This is a genomic window from Treponema sp. (assembly GCF_051883275.1).
Classification (GTDB): Bacteria; Spirochaetota; Spirochaetia; order Treponematales; family Treponemataceae; genus Treponema_D.
Genome location: NZ_JBJETK010000020.1, coordinates 48,858 through 72,315 on the forward strand (window position 1 = coordinate 48,858; position 23,458 = coordinate 72,315).

A 23,458-nucleotide genomic window follows, 5' to 3' on the forward strand; every position below is an offset into this window, starting at 1 on the left:
GAATTTTTCCAGAGGCAGTTTTGTTTGCGCGGAGGCAAGAGGTGATTGAAAAAATAGAATGGAGCGATTCGTACATTTTGGGAATTCCTGAAATCGATAATCAGCATAAAAAGCTTGTCCAGATTGCAAATGAGCTTTATGATGCGGCGCTCGGAAGCGATGAGAACTATAGTTCTGAAATGGAAAAAATTCTAAAAAAACTTACAGACTATACGGTCTATCATTTTTCGAGCGAGGAAAATTTTATGCGCGCTCATGAATATATCGGTTCTGATGCGCACAAGACTGCCCATGATAATTTTGTGAATGAAGTCAATTATCAGATAAAAAAGCTTTCCGCGGATAAAAAGGAAGACGGACAGCGTTTTTATTCTTACATAGTTGGCTGGGTGCTAAATCACATTGCAAAAGCCGACCGCGTGTGGGCTAATTTTGTAAAATCAAAGCAGGTATAGAATTTTTGCGCAGTCAGACGGCTTGGGAATTTTTTTTGAGCTGCCTTTGTCTGTTTGTTTTTCTAAAACATCGCTTTTAAAAAGCCTTGGAGAACTCCGGTTTTCCGGGGTTTTTTTATTTTTGGATTATGCTTTAAAAACATCGAACTAAGGGCTTTAAGCTTCAGAGTGTCTTGATGCGGCGTATTTTTTTTCTGAATTTATTGACACAGTGTTTTAGTTAGTGTATGATAACATTAATTAGATAAAGTTAATATATGTTGCTACTTGTTAACTTTTTGTTTGCGTCTGTGGGCGCAGGAGGTTTTTATGCCACTTTTATATGCAAATCCAGGTGATAAAGTGAAAATTTCATGTGTTACTGGAAATCCGCAGGTAAAGCAGCATCTGAATGAGCTTGGATTTAACGAAGGCTCTTTTATTACTGTAGTCCAGAAAGTAAAAAGCGGGCTGATTGTAATGGTCAAGGATGCGCGTGTGGCTCTCGATAGCAGCATGGCTTCAAAAATTATTTTTAGGACAGCCTGAGATATTTTGCTTCCGCCTAAGGGAAGAGCAGTTTCTCAGTTCTAAAAAGACAGATCAGGGTGCGGATTCCCTTATTCTCATAAAAATCCGGATTCTAGTGAATTGCAAAAAAAATATAGGAGGAACTATAGATGGCTACATTGCGTGAAGCGCAGATTGGTTCAACTGTGAAAGTAAAAAAAATAAACGGGGAAGGGGCTTTGAAGAGGCGCCTCATGGACATGGGATTTACAAACGGATGCGAAGTCTATGTCCGCAAGGTTGCGCCCTTGGGAGATCCTGTTGAAGTAACAATCCGAGGATACGAACTCAGTGTCCGAAAAAACGATGCTGAAAATATAGAGGTGGAGTAAAATGCCGGAAATTAAAATTGCGCTTGCAGGAAATCCAAACTGCGGAAAGACAACAATGTTCAACAGCCTCACTGGCTCCAATCAGTATGTTGGCAACTGGCCGGGAGTTACCGTTGAAAAGAAAGAAGGAAAAATGAAAGGAATGAAGGATGTGGTTGTCACAGACCTTCCTGGAATTTATTCTCTTTCCCCGTACACTTCAGAGGAAGTTGTTTCGCGCGACTATCTTATAAAAGACAGCCCTGATGCGATACTTGACTTGGTTGATGCCACAAACATTGAAAGAAACCTTTACCTTACAACACAGCTCCTTGAGCTTGGAAAGCCGACTGTCATAGCCCTGAACATGATAGATGTTCTGAAGCGCACCGGCGATGTTGTTGATACAGAAAAACTTCAAGGTGAGCTTGGCTGTCCTGTTGTTGAAACAAGCGCGCTGAAGGGAACCGGCGTAAAGGAAGCCGCCGCTGCCGCAAAAAAAGCCGCTGAGATGAAAAAAACTTTTATTCCAGCTCCGGTTTTTTCAAAGGAAGTTGAAGGCTTTATTTCCAGAATGGAGCTGATTGTTCCTGCGGATATACCGTCCGAACTGAAAAGATGGTATGCGATAAAGATTCTTGAAAGAGATTCTGTAGTTCTCGAGCAGCTTTCGTTGTCTTCCGCTGATGCGGCCAAGGCCGAGTCGATTTCCCAGGAGCTTGAAAAAGCAAAGGACGATGATATTGAGTCCATCATAACAAATGAAAGGTATCTTTACATTCAGGGAATTGTAAGCCGCTGTGTCAGAAAATCAGGGCAGAAGATGACAGTCTCTGATAAAATCGACAGGGTTGTTACAAACCGCTGGCTCGGTATTCCTATTTTCCTGGCTGTAATGTGGATTGTCTATTACATTGCGGTTTCTTCGCTTGGAACTGTCCTGACTGACTGGGCGAATGACGGGCTTTTTGGTGACGGCTGGAATTTCCTTGGAATTGAAGGGCTTGCTATTCCCGGCATTTCTTCTTCTGTGGAGGAAGGTCTTTCAAATGCGGGCGCAAACGAGATACTTATTGACTGCATTGTAAACGGTGTAATCGGCGGTGTGGGAGCCGTGCTTGGATTTGTTCCGCAGATGGCTGTTCTGTTTTTCCTGCTTACTTTGATTGAAGACTGCGGATATATGGTTCGCATTGCATTTGTAATGGATAGAATTTTCAGGAAATTCGGTCTGTCGGGAAAATCGTTCATTCCGCTTCTTGTAGGCTCCGGCTGCGGAGTTCCGGGAATAATGGCAAGCCGCACTATTGAAAATGACAATGACAGGCGTCTTACAATTTTTACTACTACGTGGGTTCCGTGCGGCGCAAAGCTTCCTGTAATTGCGCTTATTTCAGGTGTTATCGGTGCCAGGGTTTCTGGATGGGACGGCGGTTCGCTGACTCTTCTTATGTATCTGATCGGAATTCTGTCTGTGGTGTCTGCCGCGGTGATTCTTAAAAAGACACGGCCGTTTCACGGAAAGGCTGCGCCGTTTGTAATGGAGCTTCCGCAGTATCACATTCCGCATTTTAAGACAGTCCTGATGCATACATGGGAACGCCTGCGCGGATTTATTGTAAAAGCAGGAACAATTCTCTTCCTTGCCTGTCTTGTGATATGGTTCCTTTCTTCGTACGGATTTGCTTCTCCTAAAAATGAAGTCGTGGAAGACGGCGTGGTTGTGGAAGAAGCCTCTGAAGGCGGATTCGGACTTGTTGATTCTGATGACTCCCTGCTTGCGGATGTGGGAAATGTTATCCGCCATATTTTCAAGCCTCTTGGATTCGGAAACAAAATCGGCGGATGGCAGAGCGCGGCGGCGAGCTTGTCTGGTTTCAGCGCGAAGGAAGCTATAGTTTCCACTATGGGTGTTCTTGCGGATGTCAGCGAGGAAGATGTGGAGGATGATTCCATTGTTGCCGAGGCGGTTTCAGGATGGTTTGCTACTTCCCTGGCTGCTTTTGCTTTCCTTATGTTCAACCTGCTGGATTCTCCGTGTCTGGCCGCTATTGCAACCATGGCAAACGAACTGAAAAGCCGTAAGTGGTTTTGGTTTGCAATCTGCTTTCAGAATATCTTTGCATATTGCATGACACTGATTGTGTATCAGCTTGGAATGTTGTTTGTGCACGGGCAGTTTGGAATTGGAACAGTTGTTGCCTTTGTTCTGCTCGCAGGATTTATCTTTGCGCTTTTCAGAAAAGATCCCTATCAGGGAAAAACTTTTGATGTGAAAAAAGGCTAGTCTGATGGGCGGCTCCATAGGAAAATTTTCCATGGGAATAATGATTGCCGCAATGGCAGTTCTGTATGTTCTGTGCGTTGCGGTGATTACTATTTCGGAAAAAATAAAAAAGCGCAGGGACAAAAAATCGCTGATGGATTCAAAAAAGCGTTGATGCGGTTCTCTCTGCTTGCGGCTGAGCGCTCACTGATATTTTTCGCTGACGTTTTACGGGAGGTTTTGGATGATTGGAACTATTGTTGCCGCCGGTGTTCTTCTGTTATGGCTTTTTTCAGCTGTGCGTTATATCTTGAAGAAGAAAAAAAATGCCCGGAAAAGCGGAGAGCCTGGCTGCATAGGATGTTCCGGCGGATCTTCCTGCTGCTGCGGATGCGGAGAAAAATAGCACAGTCATTACATGCCATGATTTGTGGCATGACACGGGGCTGACTAATAAATTTTAAGCATAGTGTCATTATTTATGCTGTTATTCCGAAGTTATTGATAGTGTCATTCCGAATTTATTTCGGAATCTGTACAGTGTGTACAGTACAGATGCTGAAACGAGTTCAGCATGACAGAGTTTTTAGACAGCATGACAAGTCATTCCGAATTTATTTCGGAATCTGTGCACTGTATACAGTACAGATGCTGAAACAAGTTCAGCATGACAGTTTTTTAGGCAGCATGACAGTTTTTTTTAGGCTGCATGGCAATCAGGGCAGTTTTCTAGTCTTTTATGCAAATACTGATTTCCGTGGAAAAATAGCGTAATTTGTTTAACTTTCGCCTGTTTTTTGCTACACTGATTTTCTTATGGCTGAAGCGCAGATTGAAAACCAGATTATAAACGCGGCGATTGATTTTATTCTTTCTCATCTTGAAGGCGGAATTTCCGTTGATGATGTGGCGGAGGTCTGCGGTTTTTCAAAATTCTATCTGAACAGGCTTTTCAAGGCGGAAACCGGCGAAAGCATTTATGCGTTCATCAAGCGGCTGAAGGTGGAGCAGAGCGCATTCCGTCTGAAAGTTGAACAGAAGCGTTCCATTACGGAAATCGGAAGCGACTACGGCTATTCGCCTTCAAACTACGCGACTGTTTTTTCAAAGCATTTTCAGAAAAATCCTGCATCGTTCAGAAAGGAAATAGTGGAAAAGTCTGTTTTTCATCCGTTCTACCACGGCGTCAAAAACAAGCTTGAAACTTATGAGGAAATCTGCCGGCACATTACGATAGAAACGCTCCCCGATTTTTTTGTGCTTTACGAAAGGCGGAAGGGCGACTATCACAACCTTGCGTCTGACTGGTGCGAGTTTACCGAACGCTACAAGGATTTTATCACGGATAAAACGATTTTTCTTGAGCGGACTTTTGACGACCCTTCGATTACAAAAAGCGACTCATGTATGTACGATATCTGCCTTACGGTGGACAGAAATGATCCGCGGCTAAAAACACAGTGCAGGCTTTCTGGCGGCGGCTCTTCCGGCGGAGATGCGGACTTGGGAACGAACTCTATGCCGAGTACTGCCGTCATTCAGGGCGGAAAATTCGCAGTCTACCATTACAAAGGATTTCCCCAGCAGATTTATGCCGCCTACCAGAATTTTTTTTGCCGTTGGCTTTCCGAAACAGGTAACCGCCTTGACGACCGCAGCGCATTCGACATCTACCGCAAGATTGACTGTGCGAACCTGTATATGGAACTGGAGATTTGCTTTCCGATTGTGTGAGGGGCGGAGTTTAAAGGAGTTTGCAGACGTCCTTTATGTCTTTTTCAATTCGTGCAAGTAATTCAGTTTCCAAAGATTTTCCGAACTCACTGGCAAAACTGGCTTTCTGATTTTCTGTGTGGTGTTGGGCTTTTCTATGAAATAGAATTACAGAATAAAACTAAAATATTTTTCTTGAAATTTTAGTAACCTAATATAATAATAGTGTATTATACTAAATTTTTACTGTGGAAATTCATTTTTGAATGATACAGAACGAAGTAAAAAAAATCGCAGGAGGATTTTTATGTCAATTAGCAGAAGTGAATTAAAAACACTTGCAAAAGAACAGATTAAAGGGAATGTATGGACATTTTTTGGATTATTGCTGATTTTTGGGATAATTCAGTCAGTTTCGTCTTTTACATTTGTAGGCCCGTTTCTTTTGCAGGGACCGCTTCAGCTTGGATTAACACTTTTTATGATTGAAGTAGTCAGAACTAAAAAAGGGCAGTTTAATACAGGATTTAAAGGATTTAATCAGTTCGGAACATCATTTGTTGCTACCCTTTTGATGTCTATTTTAATATTTCTTTGGAGTTTGCTGCTTATAATTCCTGGAATAATTGCCTGTTTTAGATATGCTTTAACATATTATATAATAGCAGATAATCCTGAAATGTCTGGAAGTGAAGCAGTCAAAAAATCAAAAGAAATGATGAAAGGTCATAAATGGGAATTGTTTGTACTTTTATTCAGCTTCTTCTGGTGGTATTTGCTTTGTGTCATAACTCTCGGTCTTGCTGCAATTTATGTTTTACCTTATATAAATGCAACTATGATAAATTACTATGAAAAATTAAAGGAAGAAACTGCTAACTCTATAGAGGAGTAAAAAAAAACTCTTAATGACAAGGTAAACCCTGACAAAAGCGTGCGGTAATCGTGCGCTTTTTTTATATAAAGCGGCGATATGTGTGCAAGTGCAACCGCTCATTCCGCACTATCGCTTTCACTCTCTTCTTCGTCAGGCAGGTCGTCCGGTTTCCAGCCGTAGTTAAGCCAGGAATGAGAACTGTCGTGCAAGTCAATGTAAAGTTCTACGAACTGCTGAGAAAGGCTGTCGTCAAAGCGTTCAAGAAGGGCAAACTTTTTCTGGAGATACAAAAGCGCACTTTCGAGCGTGAAATTGTTTTTTATATAGAACATTATGCGGTACAGGATTTTTGACCAGACGTCGTTTTCCGTTCCGAGCAGGTTCTGAAGAAAAGTTTTCATATTGCCGTACGCAGGATTTTTCCATTCCGCTTCGTAGTCGTCCCAGTAGTCAAGCTGACTGTCGTCCGACGAAGAAAAATCGTTCCACCATTCTTTCATTTCTTCTTTTGCCGGAACATAAAGCTCAAAGTCCTGCCTTTTTTCAAGAATATCGGCGGCCTGCGGTTTTGGCAGGAAATTTTTTGCCGCGATTTTAATGTCATCAAACCATACGAACGATTTTTTTGCTTCCGCACATTTTTTCAAGTGGCTTTCAGCCTGAACTGACGAAAGCGGATTTTCCGGAAACTGAACGTTCCAGAGCATTGCAAAATCTTCTGCCGTAAGAATTCCGTAAAACGAAATTATCCGCGAAGCAAAAATGTCGATGTTCCCCCATTTTCCAAATTCGTCTTCGCCCTGAGCTTTTGCAGAGCCGCTGATTTTTTGGCAGATTTCTTCCGGGATTACAAAACTGTCGCCCCTGCGCTTGTTGAAGAACTGAAACGCAAAACCTTTTTTGAAAAGAACTTCCATTAAATCATAATAAAAATTGTATTCCTGAATTTCCTGCTTGTTTTCGTCCGTCATCGGAATGAACTGCGAAACGTCAGAAATTCCTGTCTTTTGGTTTTTTGTGTCCAGAAGATACTTGAAAGTTCCGTACAAAACCGGACTGTCGTAAACAAAAAAGTCCGAAACGCACGAAAGAATCTGCGCATAAAGAAATTCGATTTTTTCTTTTTTCGCCCCGAACGAAAGCGTGCCGGTGTTGTCGTAACTGCAAATTATACTGTCAAGCTGAGATTCGTTCAGCGATTTAAGGCATTTTTCAAGCGTCTTTTTTGCGCCCTTTTTTATGGAAAATTTGCTTTCGTAAATGTAAGGAAGCCGTGTAATTTCTGCCATCGTTCGTTCTCCTTGGGAGGGATGTTTTATTTTAGCACAATTTTTGGGGTTTGGATATGGGGAAAAATGACGGTTAAAGGAGTTTGCAGACGTCTTTTATGTCTTTTTCAATTCGTGCAAGTAATTCAGTTTCCAAAGATTTTCCGAACTCACTGGCAAAGCTGGCTTTCTGATTTTCGGGACTGCCTTTTTCCTCAAAAAGAGCCGATGACGGAATTTCGAGGGCAACAGCGATTTTATCTACCATTTCCGGTTGAGGCCAGGTGTCTTTGTTTTCAATCTGATTTATATAGGCGATGCTCTTTCCGACGGCGTATGAAAGTTTTTCCTGCGACATTCCTTTTTGCTTTCGATAGTATTTTAAATTATTTACAAAAGTTTCTCTGATTGCATTCATAAATTAAGAATGCCTTTTTCTATGAAACAATATTACAGAATAAAACTAAAATATTTTAACTTTTTTCTTGAATTTTTAGTAATTTAATGTAAAATACAGTATTATACTAAGTTTTTCATTTTTAGACTTTATTAATATAAACATTTTTACTGTAATTATTCAGGAAAGCGGTATGGCTTTAACAACAGAAAAGAAGGATTTTATACTAAAACTCATTACTAAGTATTTTTTATATGGATATCTATGTTTTTTTGGAATTGTCATTTTACTGTCAGCCGCTTTTTTCTTCTATAAAAATTTTGATTTTCCACAAAAATTGATTTCTGCGTTTTTTGTTTTTTGTACGTTTCCTGTATTTGCCCAATTTCTCAGAATTGTTTTTTCAACGAAACATAAATACCGCTATTTCAAAATAAGCAGATACAGGCTTCGGACACGCGGATATAAAGATGAATATTTTGAATGTGAAATGCACGAAACTTGTTTCAGACTAATAATAAAAGATTTGCTGAAATCAAATAACTGCGAAAAAGAATATTTTGAACTTAGAGAAAAATGCCGCGGGAAAAATCTGCGTGTTGAACGTGCAAAAGAGAGGCTGCTTGCGAAAGTAATGAAGGAACACGAAAAACTGTAATTTAGTGCCATAGAGCATTAAAAATATATTAAATGGAGGTCGTATATGACTTACAGAGTTGAAGAAGTAAGTGCAGGTCTTTGTACGGGTACACTTCGCGGAGCTGCAATTGAAGCCAAAATCAATCAGATGGCTTCACAGGGATGGAAATTTGAACAGTATGAAACAATCATTGGTCGCTGCTGCTTGTTTTTCCCCCGTTATAAGGCTGTGATCTGTTTTTCAAAAGAAAACTAAAGTTATTATTGCAAATGCCAGATTTCATATAAAAAATGAAACCTGGTATTACAATAAGGAGATTTTATTATGTTAATGATTGCGTTTTGGCTTGCTGTTGCAACTTTTTTTATTCCAAAAGAATATAAAAAACTATGTGGTTGTATAAGTCTTGGAATAGTGGGAATAGGCTTTCTTTGTTCTCTTTTACCTATAGGTTATTTGATTGAAAAGATTTTTTATTTTGGTTTTCAAATAGATCTTTTAAGACAATTTTCTAGACTTTTCAGAATAGGTAACTCCATAACATATACAGTTATAAACCTGACATGCTATGCAGTGAGAATAGCAATTCCATTGATAGCAATGAATGTTCCTGGAATAAAATATAAATCAGATGAAGAAACTGAAGAATGTTCATCAGCAGAAAATCAAAACATTTCTATTACAAATGATGGGAAGCTTATTAGAGTTGAAGAAGTAAGTGCAGGTCTTTGTACGGGTACACTTCGTGGTGCTGCAATTGAAGCTAAAATCAATCAGATGGCTTCACAGGGATGGAAATTTGAACAGTATGAAACAATCGTGGGGCGGTGCTGCTTGTTTTTCCCCCGCTATAAGGCTGTAATCTGTTTCTCAAAAACAGTTTGAAATTTTATCTTTATTATTAAATACAGTTTTCAGCTTTTTTGAAAACTGTATTTAATTGGAGTTTCTAATGAAATACTTAATCGGAGCTTTAATCGGTTTGGTTGCTGGAATAATACTGTATATCCTTTGGAAAAAAATATTCAAAAAATATTTGCCGTTGGAAGATTCATTGTTTTTAAGGTTTATTTGTTCTTCTGCGTATTACATTGCAGGTATTATTAATGGTGTATTATTTGCAACTATGAATATTTATGCAATTTCTACAGGATTAATTCTGTTGTTTATAATTTTTGCAATATCCTATGGATTTGGATTGTATTACAAAGTTCTTGCAACAAAGAAAAGACGGTGAAATATCGGCAAGAATACCTGTATACGAGCAATTCAATATGACAGAAGAGGAATTTGCTGAAGTCAATGATATTTTTGATAAATGCGGATTTTCTAGAATTACAAAAGTTGAAAAAGAAGATACTTTGAATACCGGGGCTGCTTGCAGCCCCGACCGCCCACCTGCGAGCTTACTGCGTGAGGGATTGTAGTGGTTGCCCGGCAAGTGCGGAGCACCGGAGCGATAGCGGAGCCACGAAAAGCCCGACCCGAAGCGGAGCGCAGGGGCACGCCCGACTGTCCAACAAAAAAAATCTTACTTGACAAAAACTTTTGGTAATCGTACGCTTTATTTGTATGGAGGTGTGATATGCTGGCAACTGCGAAAGGATATTTTGACGGTTCTCACATTGTATTAGATTCTCCCGTAAAATTTGAGCGCGGACAGGAAGTTCTGGTCACTTACACTATTATTCAGCCTGCGCAGGAAAAGGCAGACAAAGATTCGCTCGTTGACTCTCTTGTAGGAGCTATTCCGAACACTGAAAAACCGCTTTCAGAATATCGGGCAGAGAGGCTGGAAAAATATGCAAGTGTTGATTGATACGAATGTCGTACTTGATGTGCTTCTGGACAGAAAAAATTTTGTTCAAAGTGCGGTACAAATTTTAAAACTCCCTGAAGATAATATTCAGAAATATGTTTCGGCATCTGCCATTACAGACATTCACTATATTGCTTATAAAGAAATCAGAAATAAAGAAAAAGTAAAGGAACTGCTTTTAAAACTCATTCAGATTATTCATATAGCAGATGTTTCGGAAGATGACATTCTGTCGGCGCTGAATTCTGACTGGAATGATTTTGAAGATTCCGTTCAAAATGCTGTTGCGGAATCGCATAAATATGATGTCATAATCACAAGGAATAAAAACGATTACAATCATTCAAATTTGAAGGTGCTTTCTCCAGAAGAGTTTTTAACAGAAATTGGAAAAGCAAAAAGTCAGGCATAAAATGGCTTTCTTTACAAAATATTTATAAACTAACCTGAAAGGTGATGATATGAAAAAAGTTTTGAAAGGTTGCGGGGCGCTGGTTTTGGGCGCGGTTTTGAGCTGGCAGGGGTTCTGTGATTCGAATGTGCAGGCGGAAAAGACGGCGGACGGAGCGGAGGCGAAAGGGCGTTCCTGGAGTATGCAGGTCGGGACAAAGGGCGACAGGCGTGTGAAGGTTGAAACTGATCCGTACATTGTTTCTGTCATTGACGAGGGGAAGGAAAAATTTGTTCAGGCGGTTTTTACTGACACGAACGGAACGCAGCTTGAATACAGTCTTTTTGTTCCTGAAAATCATTCCGGCAAAAAACTTCCGCTTGTGATGTTTATTGCGGACGCGTCTTCCGTAAGCAAAAGTGCGAAGGAAATTGTCGAGCAGTATTTTGGCGCGGACATCTGGGTGTCGGACAGCGTTCAGAAAAAAAATCCGTGCATCGTTCTTGTTCCGGCGTTTCCTGTTCTTGCGACTGATGACGACTGGAACACTTCCGTTGAGGTCGAGTCTGTCATTCCGCTTGTAAACGAGATTGCAAAAAAATACGATGTTGACACAGACAGGATTTACACGACGGGGCAGTCGATGGGCTGTATGATAAGCCTTTATTTGAATTCAAAAAATCCGGGATTTTTTGCGGCTTCGCTTTTTGTTTCGGGGCAGTGGAATATTGACGTGCTTGAAAGTTTAAAAGACGAAAAATTCTTTTACATAACGGCAGGCGGAGATGCTATGGCAAGCGGCGGTCAGTCTGCGGTGATGGAAATGCTTAAGAAAAATTCCGTTCCGTATTCGTTCGGCACTTGGAGCGCAAAGGAAGATGAAGCCGGTCAGAACAGGCGCGCAAAAAAACTGATTGCCAAAAAGAAAAACATCAATTTTATCCGCTTTGAAAAAGGAACTGTCCTTTCTGACACGGAGCGCTTTGAACACAACGCTTCATTCAATTACGGATATAAAATTGAAGCTGTGCGCGACTGGCTTTTTATGCAGAAAAAATAAAGGGCGATAATCTTTAATAAAGGCTTTAATAAAGGTGACACATAATCTGCACGAAGATTTCTTTTTCGCGTTCATAAAAGATTTGAACGATATCTCCGCACCCTGTGCAGGAAAACTGAATTACGCCTTTTCCGTTGTTGTAATCAAGCACGTTCCTGCTAAAAGAAAAATGAGTGCCACATTCAGGACAGCCTACAGTAATAAGTTCTTCTTTTTCTTGCATTTTGTCTTGCATAAATCTTTTCTCCGTAAAATGCAGCTCCCGCTCCTTGGGCAGCTGCCGAGCCCGAAACCCTCTGCAATAACGCAGATTTCACGCTGGCTTATTGTTGCCAGACAACAATAATATAAACGGAAACTGCGGAAAGTTCAAAAAAGTTTACGGCGTTTTTTTGCATCAGGGAAAGAAGGACTGTCAGAGGGTAGGTTTCAGGAAGTTTCTACGGGCGGGGCGCATCCGCCGTCTTTCGCCGGCGGTCGGGTGTTCGGCGTAAAAACTTCGTTTTTACTTCCCAAGTTTTGTGAACAAAACTTGCGCCATTTCGTTTCGGAACGGCTTTGCCGCTGCTCCATACACTTGCGCATAAAATGCCGTGAATAATTTTACATATTTCCCTGCGCATTTACCGAAGCTTCGTGGATTACTTCTTTGAGCGCTTTTTGAAGGGGCTTGCTTAGCAGGGAAAATTCTTCCACCATTGCAGAATAGTCGTCCATATATTTCAGGAACTGCTCTTTTTTTGTTTCAGCCTGTTCTTCAATTTTCTTCTCTTCGGAAAGCCGTCCTTTCTGAGCGGTTTTTCCTGTTACAAGAAATTCTACGCTTACGCCCAGTACATCCGCAATCCGGCAGGCAACGTCCGCAAGGGGGATGCTGTTCCGTGCAATTCCCGTTGAAATGCTGTTCAGGGAAAAGTCCGCCCTGAGGGCAAGTTCCTTTCTTGAGATTTCTTTATATTCCCTGATTTTTTCAACGTTTTCCCAAAAGTTCATAATAAAATCGTAGCACAATTGTGTCTTTTGCTTGCGTAAAACACAAAAGTGTGATAATTTTTCTTTTGACACTATTGTGTTATTTAGTTTTTAAAACACAATTTTTATAGTGGACTTTATGAAATGCCCCCTTGACAAAAAATGGGGGGTAGAATAGGGTTTATGGAAAACACAGAGAGAAAGATTGTTATTGATTTTGAAACCTCAAGGCGTATTACGTCACTCAGGTTTTTGCTTGCGGTTTTTGTTGTATTTATTCACAATAATTTTACGGTGGAAAGCATTGCGGAGTCTGTTGCGCTTGGTGGTGCGGAGATTTTGTTTAACCAGAATGCGTTTGGCAGATGGGTGCAGCTTTTTATTTCTAGCGGAATTGCCCGATGTGCTGTACCGCTTTTCTTTTTATTTGCTGCGTATTTACAGGCTAGGAAAAACGATTCCTACGGTGTTCTGATTAAGAAAAAGGCTAAGTCACTTGTGTTGCCGTATTTTTTGTGGGTGGTCATTTACGGTTTTTATTCTGCCGGAGTGAAACTGATTGTTTTGAAATTTGCTCCGCAGTTTGTACAGCACCCGGAAAATACCGCTTTGAACTGGACTTTGCTTGACTGGGTGCATAAGATTTTCGGGTACAGTGCGGAAAAAGGTGCTGGCGAACTTCCGGGATTTGTCTATCAGTTCTGGTTTATCCGAGATCTTGTTATTCTTACGCTGATTTCTCCGGTCATTAACTTTTTTATGAAAAAGTTTCCTCGCGGATTTTTTTTGTTCGTGAGCATTCTTTTTATTGCCCCTGTAAATGTCTATTTCGTGCAGACACAGGCGCTTTTTTTCTATACAGCAGGTTTGTATTGGGGAACATTTGATTTTCCGCTGTTTGAAAAAATTGACAAAATACGCTGGGGCGAGGCTTCCGTTTTGTTTTTGATGTCCTTTTTTTCTGAGTGGACTTTCTGCGATGGAACTGGAAAATCTGCAATGTACTGGTGTGCGGTTTTGTGCGCGTGCGTTCTGTTTTTGAAACTTTCTGCGGTGATTGTGCACTCTGAAAAAGCGTTTAGCATACTGTCATATCTTTCAGCCTTTTCATTTTGGCTCTACGCAATCCATACACCAGTTTTAAACGAAATGCTGAAAAGAATCTGGCTGAAATTCTTTCCGATGAAAAATCCGTTTTTCTGCCTTGCTGAATATTTCGGCGTTACACTTCTTACCGTTGCAATCGGTACGGCGCTCGGCATTTTGCTGAAGAAAATCTGCCCTAAGTTCTTTGCGCTTTTAACCGGTGGAAGAGGGTAGCAGATTTTACTTCTGTTTCTGTAGAATAATTTTTTTCACAGGCGTGCTTATTTTAGGCAACGGCGGCAGTTTGCAGTTTTGAAAATTCAGGTTCAGAAAAAAAATTCTTTGCAAACTGCTGTTTTATTTTTGCTGTATTATTTCTGTGGATAGAGTTTTTCTATGATTTCTGTGGGAACTTCAAAATGCTGATAGTCTTTCAGCTCCTCCCAGCTTCCACCCCATTCAAATCCGCGTTCAGTAAAAAGCTTGTAGGCAAGATCATTTTCATCTATTTTATAGTCGAAATCCGCTGTCCTGTCTGTGTATGGAACAGCGGTTGCCGGCTCGATTACAAGCTCTCCGCCAATTTCTTTTACGAACGGATTGTAAAGAGGATTGATGTCCACTGCCATTCCAAGTCCGTGCTTTGAAACGCGCTTTGTGTGCGTAATGAATCTGAAGTTGAAGCAGGAAGAATTGTTTGCTCTCATTGACTTTTCATCGTCGGTATCGTATTCATCGATTAGAATCATTTTTTCAATCGGATAATCAGCGTTGTACAGTTCTCGGAAAATTTCCAGAAGGCTTTCTGCGATATATTTGTTGCAGACCATTTCGCCGTGGTGGGTTGTTCCGTCTTTTGATTTACAAAGTGCGTGGACATACCGCAGGTCGCTTACTGGAAGCGTGCAGTCGTCCTTGAATGATTTTCCCTTGATCCGCGTGAAGATGTCGCTTTTTCTAGTGAACTTTTCTATATAGAATCCGCTTGCTATTGCTGCCTGTGATTTTCTTTTTGAGATTGAACACAAAGCGATTGCACAGACGCAAAAAATAATTAAAACTGAAAAAATAATTACAGTAATCTTTTTCATGAAAACAGAGTATGTAATTGCGGATAAAAAGTCAATGAAATTTGTAGCATCAGTCTTTCAGTCCGCGTTCTTCCCAGTCGTGAAGGGCTTTCAGCTGTTCTTCCGTATGAAACCAGTGTTCGCTGTTTTCTACGGTGGTAAGGCGGCAGGCGTTTTTAACGCAGAACTGTTCGATTGTGTTTCTGGCGGTCAGATTGTCGTTTGTGCCGTACAGTATTTCGGACGGTCTGTTCCAGACAAGCGGATTTGAGCGCACCCACGAAAGATATTTCCACGAAAGAGTTTCGCCGAAGTCAGTTTCAATTTCTCCTTTTTGCTCAAGCATTGTTTCGGTAACGCCGGACTGCGCCATCATTCCAAGAATGAGCTGTTCCATATCCACAAGCGGAGAAACGAAAAGCGTTTTTCCCGGCTGTTCATTCTGAAGCGCATACATCGAAAAAAGCGCGCCTATGCTGTTTGCCCGCACGTGAACTTTTTTCCAGCGTGCAGAAAGTTCTTTGTATACCGCACGGATTTCCGGAACTGCCGTCCAGGGGACAAGTTTTTCCGCCTCGTTTTTGCGGCTTCCGTGTTCGGGCAAGTCAATTCCTGCTACCTGAAATCCTTTGGGAACGGCGCGCTCTGCAAAATCAAGGGCTTCTTCCTTGCATCCCATTTTTCCGTGAATGAATAAAAATCCCTCGTCCGTATCTGCTCCGGCAAGTACAGCCGGAATTCCTGCAATTTTTACATTCTGTATTTTCTGTGTACTCATATTTTAATTCCTGTGCAGAAATTTTCGGAAAATGTTTCCGTCTTTTTTCTGCTTTTCGCTTGTGGCGTGGCGGTCTGTGTAATTGCGAATCGACTGCGGCGTTCCTGCGACAAGCAGAATCATCTGGTCGTTAAGGACAAGATGAGGGTCTGATGCTGCCTTGATTTCATCGCTATCCTCCAGCCGTAAGCCGATTACGTTAAGACTGTATTTCTGGCGGAGCGAACTTTCTGCAAGCGTTTTTCCTTCAATTTCTTTGCGCACTTTTACTTCTGCAATCGCAAAATTTTCCGAAAACTGCATATAGTTGAACAGCGCGGAAGAAAGAAGCATCGGCGCAATGTGGACGGCGGCGTCATAATCCGGGTAGATGATTTTTGTTGCGCCGACAAGTTTTAGAATTTCGCCGTGCTCGTCAGAACGCGCCTTTACGATAATCTGCGGAACGCCGAGTTTTTTTAAGTGATTCGTAACAAGAATTGAAGTTTCAAGCTGACTTCCCAAATCAACGACTGCGGCATTCACGTCAGGCGGAATGACTTTTTCCAAAGTTGCCTCGCTTATTGCGTCCGTGATGTATGCGTTCGTCACCGAATTTTTATATTTTTCAACAATTTCCCTGTCTTTATCCAGAATGACAAGCTCCGTGTCCGTATCAAGCAATGCCTCAGTTACACTGCTCCCGAACGTTCCAAGCCCGATGACTGCAATAGTTACCATTTTGTATCCCTCGCGTTCCCTCGTATTGATAAATTGATAATATCATTCATGGGGGAAAAAGAAAAGGTTGGAGACGGGGGCGGTTGAAACGTCAGTAAGACTCATTTTTTTGTATGCAGATTTCATTTTTAATCGGTTACAATTTGTAACCGGTTGACTGCATTCTTCTTTTAGATGGTTTTTTAATACTTTCCAATAATTTCGTGCAGTCTGATAATTTTCACTTTCCGTCAGCACGGCGACAACATCAACAACAGAAAAAAAATTTCTTCTTTCTGTTCGTTCCAGACGGTGCGGATATTTTTGCTTTCATAAGCTTTTATCTTTTACTCTTCCATATTGATTTGAAAATTGACAATAAAAATATATAAGAATGTAAGGTTTAATGTACTGTGATTTAAAGGTAATTAGAGAAATTAATAAAAAATCCCCGAATTGTTTTATTCGGGGGAAAAGTTGTGAGTAGGAACTGTGTTTTAAACTGGCATAAAAATTTGATTGTAAATACTGATGTTTTGTTGATTATTGCTTTTTCAAAAAACAAAATTTATTGGCAGTATATTGAGGAATGTTCAGAAGATAGCAGTTGCAGTTTAAAAAGTCATCTGGCGGAGTTTCATCGATATTGAGTACTAGGCAAATGTCTGTTTCTTCATCACAATTTTCAATTAAATTCTCCTGATTATAAAAATAAACGTCTGCCCACAGTTTTGGAATTGAAAATCCGCATATTCTGTTTTTCGGAAAGAGATATGCAAGGCATATTGGAATGTGAGAATTTATATTCTGACTGAAAACAAATACTGTATTGTCAGAAAGATTATCTTTCATTGTTTCTGTGAATTCATTATATTTTTTTGAATAGTTCCATTCGGTTTTTAAATTGTATACTGCGTTTATTGTGAATAAAGATATTCCCAAAAGAAAAATAAAAAACAACCTTTTGTTTAGAAATTTGACAGAATAAAGATTGATTGTGATATAGAAAATCATAAAGACGATTGTCGGAACAGCATATCTTGAAATAAAAACTGGTCTGGTAACAAGAGAAATTACAGTTGCACAGATAATAAGGAGAAGTGGTGTAAGAAGGCAAATCAGGGAAAAAAGAGAACTTTCATCTTTTTTTATACAGTATTTTACATTTTTAATAAAAAAAACAACCACCATAAACATCATTACTATTTTTGCTACACCAAGAACTGGAATTACTGTAAATATGTACGAGATAAACGTTTTTAATGTGATTAGAGGAATCCAGTAATTCTCCGTAACCGCTGAAACCTGTTTTATTACAACAGAAATCCAGGGGAAATATAAGATAATTCCAATTAATGCGCTAAAGATTACATTTTTAACTTTCTTGTATTTTACAAAATAAAGAATGGAAGTCAGAATGAAATTGATTGCTAGTGTAACGGCTGTCCAATAATGGCAATACGCACCGCACACTGCTGAAATGACGTAAAACAAAAAATATCTGAACGAACCTTTTTTGATTATGTAATATGAAAAAATACAGCACAGCATACAGAATAGCATTGCCCAGGAATACATTCTTATTTCAACACCATATTGAAAAACCCCTGAAGTACAGACTAAAAGCAGATTGAATACTGTTGCATATACGCTTGAAAACTCTTTCGTAAAAAAGACAACAGAAACACACATAATGATAATTATAGGAATTACGGAAACAATTTTTGCAAGCACAACGGAATTCGGATTAAAAAGAAGTCCAGCCTTTAAAATCAAATAATATAGAGGAGGATGAACGTCCTGCGCTGTCAATGAAATCAAATCTTTTACAGAATGACGTGCAAGTCCTAACGAAAAAGTTTCGTCAAGCCAGACATCATTGCTTTGAAAAGCCTGTGCAATTAAAACGGCGGAAAAAACAACTGCAAACAGCCAGGATGCAATACTGTTTTTTATGAACGTATCTATTTTTGCAAATGATTGAAAGTGATTTTCAAACAATAAAGATAAAAGTATAAATGCTAAAATACAAAGAAACTGTACTTCCCACAAAATAAGTTTTTCTGACAAAATGTCCTGCCGTATTGTTTTTCCTGATATTCTATCTCCGAACATCATTATCAATTCTCTGATTTGTGGAACGAAAATCATTGTAGAAACAACCATAACGATAGAACACAAAATGATAGTTACTTTCTTAACGTTCTTATTTTTCTCATTTTCCATAATCTATTCTCCCTATAACAGCCTTTATGCCGGCAAAGCAGATTTATGGGAACCTCTAAAAACTTCAGTTTTTAGAGGTAACTTTAAAATGCGATGTTCTAAGTTGCGATATTATAGCGACTTAGAACTCGCCAGCACCTCGAAATAATCGACAAAGACGAGTTTTTTGAGGTGCCCTTATTTTTCTTCCTGAATGACATACAGCGGACGTTGTTTTACTTCTGTGTATATTTTGGAAATATATAGTCCGACTATTCCAAGCGCCGTCAGTTGCAGACCGGCAAAAAAGGTGATGAAACATACCAGACTTGCCCAGCCCTGAACAGGATCGCCGAAAATAATTCGTCTGATAATAATAAAAAGAATGAGGGCGAGCGATGCAAAAATCGAAACGACACCGACCACTGCCGAAAAAACAAGCGGTTTTGTAGAAAAGCCTATAATACCATCAATAGAATACAAAAAGAGTTTCCAGAATGACCATTTTGTTTTGCCAGCAACACGTTCAACATTTTCATAATCAAACCACTTTGTCTTAAATCCGACCCAGGGAAAAATTCCTTTTGTAAAACGGTTTCGTTCTGAAAGTGAAAGGACTGCATCCTTGAATTTTTTTGTCATCAGTCTGAAATCTCTTGCACCGTCAACTACAGGAACATTGCTGAGTTTTCCCATAATTTTGTAAAAACGTCGTGCAAAAAATGAGCGGACAGGCGGTTCGTTTTTTCTTGTAACACGCCGGGTTGCTGCACAGTCATAACCTTCGTTTTGAATAGCAAAAAGCATTTCCGGCAAAAGTGACGGGGGATCCTGTAAATCTGCATCCATAACGGCAACATATTCACCGTCAGATTTTGAAAGTCCTGCAAACAAAGCGGCTTCCTTACCGAAATTGCGTGAAAAACTTAAATAGTGAACATTTTCATCTTTGTTAGAAATTTGCCGTAAAGCGTCGAGCGTTTTGTCAGAAGAGCCGTCATCAACAAAAACAAATTCAAACGATTCGATTTTTGATTTTTCGTTTTCACCGTTTTTCATTTTTTGAAGGATTTTTTTTGTTTCTTCATAAAAAAGAAAAACTGCTTCTTCTTCATTAAAACAGGGAACAACAATAGAAAGAGTTTTCATTTTCAGTTCTCCCATAAAAAGTCAAGAAGATTGTTTCAACAATCGATTGACTTTTTACGCTGCTCCGTAATGCAATGAGGGGCAGCAGTTGATAAGAAAGTTCGCAACGCGAACTTGTGAATAAAAACTTTGACGCTATTTAGGCAAAGTTTTTATTACACTCTCCTTGCCTTTTTTTTCTGATTTTTCCACAGGAGAAACTTTGAACACGAAAAGCCGCTGCCCTATGTAATTCAAAAATGTATACAGTACCATTCCCACAATAAGCGAGACATTTCCGCGAAACTGTTCAGTGTGCTCCGATAAAATTTTATAGATGATTTTTTGTGCAGCACCGTAAGCTACAAAATAACAGACAGCAAGATTTACTATAAACAGCAAAATCTGGACAGTATTCCTTTTGCTGTTTTTGAATACGAAAAATTTGCTTAGGAAAAAACTACATAATCCGCCTGCAATATAATTTCCGGCAGATGAAATCCAGTACGAAAGATGAGCAACGTTATATAAAATAAACATTACCAGAGATCCGACAATCGTATTGATAATTCCAGACAGAATAAATTTTAACAATTTTTCGTCAATTAGTGATAGGTACATAAGACAATACTCAATTCTTATAGACAATAGTCTATTTAGTATAGCAAATAATAACACTAATGTCTATTATTTGTGTTTAAAATAGACTTTTGTACTAGTGTATGTTTTATGAATTTCTGGGAAAATGTTGAATTTGAACTTGAAAAACAAGGTAAATATAAAAAAGAACTTGCGGCGGCTGTTGGGATAAATGCAAGCAATTTTGATAAAGGAAAGGCACGCAACAGCATTCCGTCTGCTGATAAGGCATTGAAAATTGCAGGATTTTTAGGTGTGCCTCTTGAAAATCTTCTGGAACTTAACAAAACTGCACCTTCTCAAAAAACAGGCGACCACACTTGTGTTTATGAACTTGAAAAAACATTGAACAGTTTAAGCGAAGAAGATGCAAGTCACCTTCTGTATATTGCAAAAAGGCTTGCTGATGTTAAATCTGTAAAAAAATAATATTTTTTGATGACTTTTCCCTGTCAGCTCAAATCGTTTAATAACAAAAAATCTTTTAATTTAATATGCCGTACAGTGCTGGTTGAATAGTCAAGTTCATCAGTTGTTATCAGGATTTTTTGAGAAAGATTGTCCAGATTTGCAAAGGCGCGGAATTCCCGTTCATAGGCTTTTTCATTCTGTACGCTGTAGGCAACCTGAATAAAGTATTTTTTTCCTTCTTTTTCTGCAACAAAATCTACTTCACGCTCTGAATCATTGAACACTTTTAAACTGTAATCCATAAAAAGAAGTTCGTTGTAAACTATGTTTTCAAGATTGTGATCTAAGTCATATCGTAAATCAGGACACCGTATGGAATTGAGTGCCACATCGGCATTATAAATTTTATTGTAATAGGAAAGTTCGTTTTTTGTTCTGGTAGAAAATGGTTTTATCATATCAATGCCGAACGCTTCTTCAATATAGCCGATGTAATTCGAAACTGTATGTACAGAGCATTTTTCATTATTTGAACTTAGAAAATCTGCGATAGATTTTGACGATACTATTCTTGAATTTGAGCGAAAAACAAAATTGCATACACTTCTAAAAAGTTTTTCTTTCTGAATGTCGTATCTCAGCATTATATCGTTGTGAATTATTGTTTCGTTTAAGTCAAAAAGATAATCTTTCATTGCTTCATTTTCAAATTCCAGCCGTTTGGGAAAACCGCCCCACACAAGATAGTCCGTAACTGATACATCTTTTTTTAATTCCTTTGAATACTCAAGAATTTCTTTATAAACGAAAGGTCTGATTCTAAAAGAAACATATCGTCCGCTTAATTCTTTTGTGAATTCTTTGGAAAGCAGTTTTGAATTTGAGCCTGTGATAAAAACAGAATTATTTTCAAGCCTTAAAGTTTTGCATGCTTCCTGCCAGTTTTCGAGATTTTGAATTTCATCAAGAAAAATATAACACTTGCCTTCTTTTTTGTGTGAATCTACATAAGCCAGAAGAGAATCTGCATCAGGAATTTGAGATTGAATACGGCGGTTTTCAAATTCCAAAAAGATGATGTTATCTGTTGATGCTGAAATTTCATCACGAACCTGTTGCAGAACAATAGATTTTCCGCATCTTCTGATTCCTGTAATAATTTTTATTAAATCAGACTCATAAAACGGACGGATTTTTTTAATATACTTTTCTCTGCGTACCATAAACTGACCTTGTATAAATTATACTGCAAGATTTGTATTGATACAAGCAAATCTTGCACCGCACTGCAAGATTTGCACGAACTTTGACAAATCTTGCAGTCTGTCTGCCACCGCCTTCCCTTACCCAATCAGCACGCTTTCTTTCGGGAAATCTGCGAGCGAGTCAAGCGGCTTTTCCTTGTGCAGGCTTCCGAGTGCGATGAAGGTAATGCCTGTTCTCCCTGCGAACATCAAAAGCATAACGAGGATTTTTCCTGCGGACGAGAGGGCGGCGGTTATTCCTTTTGAAAGTCCGACTGTGCCGAATGCGGAGGCGGCTTCAAAGAAGAGTTCTCCTGCGCTGAATGTTCCGGCTTTGAGCGAAGCGGATTCTGAGATGAGCAAAAGTGCGTACATCACGCAGAGAAGGCAAACTCCTTTTACGAATACGGCGAGTGCTTTTTCCGTTGACTCTTCGGCGATGTCGCGGCGGAAAACTGACGGAGCGTTTTTGTCTGAGGCGCGCTTGTAGGCAACGCAGACGAGAAGGAAGAGTGTTGTTGTTTTTAGTCCTCCTGCCATCGAGCCGGGACTTCCGCCTGTCAGCATTAATATAATAGAAGAAAATGTTGAAAGCGGTGAAAAATCTGCCTGCGAAACAGTTTCAAACCCTGCGGTGCGGAGCGTTACAGACTGAAAGAACGCGCAGTTGAGTGCCTTGAAAAAACTCATTCCGCAAAATGCGCCGTCTTTTTCTGCAAAAAAGAAAACGAGCGTTCCTGCCGTGATGAGTACAAAAGTCATAAGAAGAACGATTTTCGAGTGAAGGGTTAAAATGCACCTTGATTTTTTAGTGCACCGGCTTTTTGCCACGCCGATGACGTTTGCAATCACCATAAAGCCAAGTCCGCCTGCGATGATTAAAACAGAAAGCCAGAGGCAGATTGCGCCGTTCCCTGAAAACTGTGCAAGGCTGTCTGCGTACGGCGAAAATCCTGCGTTGCAGAATGCTGAAACGGAAAGAAAAATTGCGTAGAAAATCCAGTGACTTTCTCCTGCGGTTTTTAAAAGTGGTGCAAGAACTAGCGCTCCTGTCGCCTGAAACGCAAGAGTTGTAATCAGAATGACTTTTATAATCTGGCGTGATTCAACGGCGGAATCTTCCGTAAAATAGTCGCGGATAATGTTCCTGTTTAAAAGCGATATTTTTTTTGCAGAGAACACGAGGAACACAGTAAAAAACGAAACAAGCCCCAGTCCGCCTGCTTCAATCAAAATCAGAATGACGGCAAGGCCTGCTCCACTGTAAAGCCGCATATCAACTGTTGAAAGCCCCGTAACGCAGATTGCAGAAACTGTCGTAAAAAGCGAGTCGATTAGCGGAACAGTCATTCCGTTTTTATAGCAGAACGGAAGTGAAAGCAGCGCCGTGCCGATGATTGCCAGCGTAAAAAAATAAAGGAACAGCCGTACTTGAACCGATTTTATTCTGTGATGAAATCTCATAACGAATACAGTATAT

29 protein-coding genes are annotated in these 23,458 nt (G+C 39.8%); 17 read left to right on the forward strand and 12 right to left on the reverse strand.

The window, feature by feature from the left end; genetic code table 11:
* Window positions 1-41 precede the first annotated feature (41 nt).
* The 8 genes from ACI4L0_RS02770 to ACI4L0_RS02805 all read left to right on the forward strand — a co-directional run bounded on the left by ACI4L0_RS02770 (window position 42) and on the right by ACI4L0_RS02805 (window position 6,189).
* On the forward strand, window positions 42-455 hold the full coding sequence (locus ACI4L0_RS02770) for a bacteriohemerythrin (RefSeq protein ID WP_439798641.1): 414 nt from the start codon (window positions 42-44) through the stop codon (window positions 453-455).
* 309 nt (window positions 456-764) lie between these two features.
* Window positions 765-983 (forward strand): FeoA family protein, encoded by a 219-nt coding sequence (locus tag ACI4L0_RS02775; protein ID WP_439798642.1) that lies wholly within the window; start codon window positions 765-767, stop codon window positions 981-983.
* A 131-nt stretch (window positions 984-1,114) separates the two neighbouring features.
* On the forward strand, window positions 1,115-1,336 hold the full coding sequence (locus tag ACI4L0_RS02780; RefSeq protein WP_439798643.1) for a FeoA family protein: 222 nt from the start codon (window positions 1,115-1,117) through the stop codon (window positions 1,334-1,336).
* Window position 1,337: 1 nt separating this feature from the next.
* The gene (gene feoB, locus ACI4L0_RS02785; RefSeq protein WP_439798644.1) at window positions 1,338-3,602 is read left to right on the forward strand and encodes a ferrous iron transport protein B; all 2,265 of its coding nucleotides are present in this window, start codon (window positions 1,338-1,340) and stop codon (window positions 3,600-3,602) included.
* Window positions 3,603-3,606: 4 nt separating this feature from the next.
* On the forward strand, window positions 3,607-3,756 hold the full coding sequence (locus tag ACI4L0_RS02790; RefSeq protein WP_439798645.1) for a hypothetical protein: 150 nt from the start codon (window positions 3,607-3,609) through the stop codon (window positions 3,754-3,756).
* 69 nt (window positions 3,757-3,825) lie between these two features.
* A complete protein-coding gene (locus tag ACI4L0_RS02795) occupies window positions 3,826-3,987 on the forward strand; it encodes a FeoB-associated Cys-rich membrane protein (protein ID WP_439798646.1) in 162 nt (53 codons plus the stop codon).
* Window positions 3,988-4,397: 410 nt separating this feature from the next.
* Window positions 4,398-5,315 (forward strand): AraC family transcriptional regulator, encoded by a 918-nt coding sequence (locus ACI4L0_RS02800; protein ID WP_439798647.1) that lies wholly within the window; start codon window positions 4,398-4,400, stop codon window positions 5,313-5,315.
* Between the two features lie 286 nt (window positions 5,316-5,601).
* Window positions 5,602-6,189 (forward strand): DUF975 family protein, encoded by a 588-nt coding sequence (locus tag ACI4L0_RS02805; protein WP_439798648.1) that lies wholly within the window; start codon window positions 5,602-5,604, stop codon window positions 6,187-6,189.
* 98 nt (window positions 6,190-6,287) lie between these two features.
* On the opposite strand, the gene ACI4L0_RS02810 is transcribed toward ACI4L0_RS02805, so the two are convergent.
* Together ACI4L0_RS02810 and ACI4L0_RS02815 are read right to left on the reverse strand one after the other, a co-directional pair.
* A complete protein-coding gene (locus tag ACI4L0_RS02810) occupies window positions 6,288-7,460 on the reverse strand; it encodes a hypothetical protein (RefSeq protein WP_439798649.1) in 1,173 nt (390 codons plus the stop codon).
* 73 nt (window positions 7,461-7,533) lie between these two features.
* Window positions 7,534-7,857 carry a helix-turn-helix domain-containing protein gene (locus ACI4L0_RS02815; protein ID WP_439798650.1) on the reverse strand — a complete coding sequence of 108 codons (324 nt, stop codon included), beginning with the start codon at window positions 7,855-7,857 and terminating at the stop codon, window positions 7,534-7,536.
* Between the two features lie 682 nt (window positions 7,858-8,539).
* Between ACI4L0_RS02815 and ACI4L0_RS02820 the strand changes: the two genes are divergently transcribed.
* The 7 genes from ACI4L0_RS02820 (at window position 8,540) to ACI4L0_RS02850 (ending at window position 11,746) form a co-directional block, all read left to right on the forward strand.
* Window positions 8,540-8,731 (forward strand): hypothetical protein, encoded by a 192-nt coding sequence (locus ACI4L0_RS02820; protein ID WP_439798651.1) that lies wholly within the window; start codon window positions 8,540-8,542, stop codon window positions 8,729-8,731.
* A gap of 69 nt (window positions 8,732-8,800) precedes the next feature.
* Window positions 8,801-9,361: a hypothetical protein gene (locus ACI4L0_RS02825; protein ID WP_439798652.1), complete on the forward strand. Its 561-nt coding sequence runs from the start codon at window positions 8,801-8,803 to the stop codon at window positions 9,359-9,361.
* A gap of 67 nt (window positions 9,362-9,428) precedes the next feature.
* A complete protein-coding gene (locus tag ACI4L0_RS02830) occupies window positions 9,429-9,713 on the forward strand; it encodes a hypothetical protein (RefSeq protein WP_439798653.1) in 285 nt (94 codons plus the stop codon).
* 37 nt (window positions 9,714-9,750) lie between these two features.
* Window positions 9,751-9,903 (forward strand): hypothetical protein, encoded by a 153-nt coding sequence (locus ACI4L0_RS02835; RefSeq protein ID WP_439798654.1) that lies wholly within the window; start codon window positions 9,751-9,753, stop codon window positions 9,901-9,903.
* Window positions 9,904-10,061: 158 nt separating this feature from the next.
* Window positions 10,062-10,295, forward strand: coding sequence for a hypothetical protein (locus tag ACI4L0_RS02840; protein WP_439798655.1), 234 nt, complete (start codon window positions 10,062-10,064; stop codon window positions 10,293-10,295).
* Window positions 10,279-10,707 (forward strand): PIN domain-containing protein, encoded by a 429-nt coding sequence (locus tag ACI4L0_RS02845; protein ID WP_439798656.1) that lies wholly within the window; start codon window positions 10,279-10,281, stop codon window positions 10,705-10,707. Before ACI4L0_RS02840 ends, ACI4L0_RS02845 begins: the two co-directional genes overlap by 17 nt.
* Window positions 10,708-10,756: 49 nt before the next feature.
* Window positions 10,757-11,746 (forward strand): hypothetical protein, encoded by a 990-nt coding sequence (locus ACI4L0_RS02850; protein ID WP_439798657.1) that lies wholly within the window; start codon window positions 10,757-10,759, stop codon window positions 11,744-11,746.
* Window positions 11,747-11,771: 25 nt separating this feature from the next.
* On the opposite strand, the gene ACI4L0_RS02855 is transcribed toward ACI4L0_RS02850, so the two are convergent.
* The gene (locus ACI4L0_RS02855; protein ID WP_439798658.1) at window positions 11,772-11,981 is read right to left on the reverse strand and encodes a hypothetical protein; all 210 of its coding nucleotides are present in this window, start codon (window positions 11,979-11,981) and stop codon (window positions 11,772-11,774) included.
* 368 nt (window positions 11,982-12,349) lie between these two features.
* A complete protein-coding gene (locus tag ACI4L0_RS02860) occupies window positions 12,350-12,739 on the reverse strand; it encodes a helix-turn-helix domain-containing protein (protein ID WP_439798659.1) in 390 nt (129 codons plus the stop codon).
* A gap of 162 nt (window positions 12,740-12,901) precedes the next feature.
* On the opposite strand from ACI4L0_RS02860, the gene ACI4L0_RS02865 reads away from it, so the two are divergent.
* The gene (locus tag ACI4L0_RS02865; RefSeq protein ID WP_439798660.1) at window positions 12,902-14,038 is read left to right on the forward strand and encodes an acyltransferase family protein; all 1,137 of its coding nucleotides are present in this window, start codon (window positions 12,902-12,904) and stop codon (window positions 14,036-14,038) included.
* A 137-nt stretch (window positions 14,039-14,175) separates the two neighbouring features.
* On the opposite strand, the gene ACI4L0_RS02870 is transcribed toward ACI4L0_RS02865, so the two are convergent.
* The 6 genes from ACI4L0_RS02870 to ACI4L0_RS02895 form a co-directional block, all read right to left on the reverse strand.
* Complete coding sequence (locus ACI4L0_RS02870; RefSeq protein WP_439798661.1) at window positions 14,176-14,895, reverse strand: M15 family metallopeptidase; 720 nt, start codon at window positions 14,893-14,895, stop codon at window positions 14,176-14,178.
* A gap of 49 nt (window positions 14,896-14,944) precedes the next feature.
* Window positions 14,945-15,652 (reverse strand): alpha/beta hydrolase, encoded by a 708-nt coding sequence (locus ACI4L0_RS02875; RefSeq protein WP_439798662.1) that lies wholly within the window; start codon window positions 15,650-15,652, stop codon window positions 14,945-14,947.
* Window positions 15,653-15,655: 3 nt separating this feature from the next.
* Window positions 15,656-16,372: an NAD-binding protein gene (locus tag ACI4L0_RS02880; protein ID WP_439798663.1), complete on the reverse strand. Its 717-nt coding sequence runs from the start codon at window positions 16,370-16,372 to the stop codon at window positions 15,656-15,658.
* A 522-nt stretch (window positions 16,373-16,894) separates the two neighbouring features.
* Window positions 16,895-18,577 carry a hypothetical protein gene (locus ACI4L0_RS02885; RefSeq protein ID WP_439798664.1) on the reverse strand — a complete coding sequence of 561 codons (1,683 nt, stop codon included), beginning with the start codon at window positions 18,575-18,577 and terminating at the stop codon, window positions 16,895-16,897.
* A 177-nt stretch (window positions 18,578-18,754) separates the two neighbouring features.
* Entirely contained in the window at window positions 18,755-19,705 is a 951-nt protein-coding gene (locus ACI4L0_RS02890) for a glycosyltransferase family 2 protein (protein ID WP_439798665.1), read from the reverse strand.
* A 135-nt stretch (window positions 19,706-19,840) separates the two neighbouring features.
* Entirely contained in the window at window positions 19,841-20,305 is a 465-nt protein-coding gene (locus ACI4L0_RS02895) for a GtrA family protein (protein WP_439798666.1), read from the reverse strand.
* A gap of 108 nt (window positions 20,306-20,413) precedes the next feature.
* On the opposite strand from ACI4L0_RS02895, the gene ACI4L0_RS02900 reads away from it, so the two are divergent.
* Entirely contained in the window at window positions 20,414-20,752 is a 339-nt protein-coding gene (locus ACI4L0_RS02900) for a hypothetical protein (protein ID WP_439798667.1), read from the forward strand.
* Between the two features lie 23 nt (window positions 20,753-20,775).
* Here the strand turns inward: ACI4L0_RS02900 and ACI4L0_RS02905 are convergent, their stop codons facing one another.
* Both ACI4L0_RS02905 and ACI4L0_RS02910 read right to left on the reverse strand, forming a co-directional pair.
* Window positions 20,776-21,957, reverse strand: coding sequence for an ATP-binding protein (locus ACI4L0_RS02905; protein ID WP_439798668.1), 1,182 nt, complete (start codon window positions 21,955-21,957; stop codon window positions 20,776-20,778).
* A gap of 120 nt (window positions 21,958-22,077) precedes the next feature.
* On the reverse strand, window positions 22,078-23,442 hold the full coding sequence (locus ACI4L0_RS02910) for a TrkH family potassium uptake protein (RefSeq protein WP_439798669.1): 1,365 nt from the start codon (window positions 23,440-23,442) through the stop codon (window positions 22,078-22,080).
* Between the last annotated feature and the right edge of the window lie 16 nt (window positions 23,443-23,458).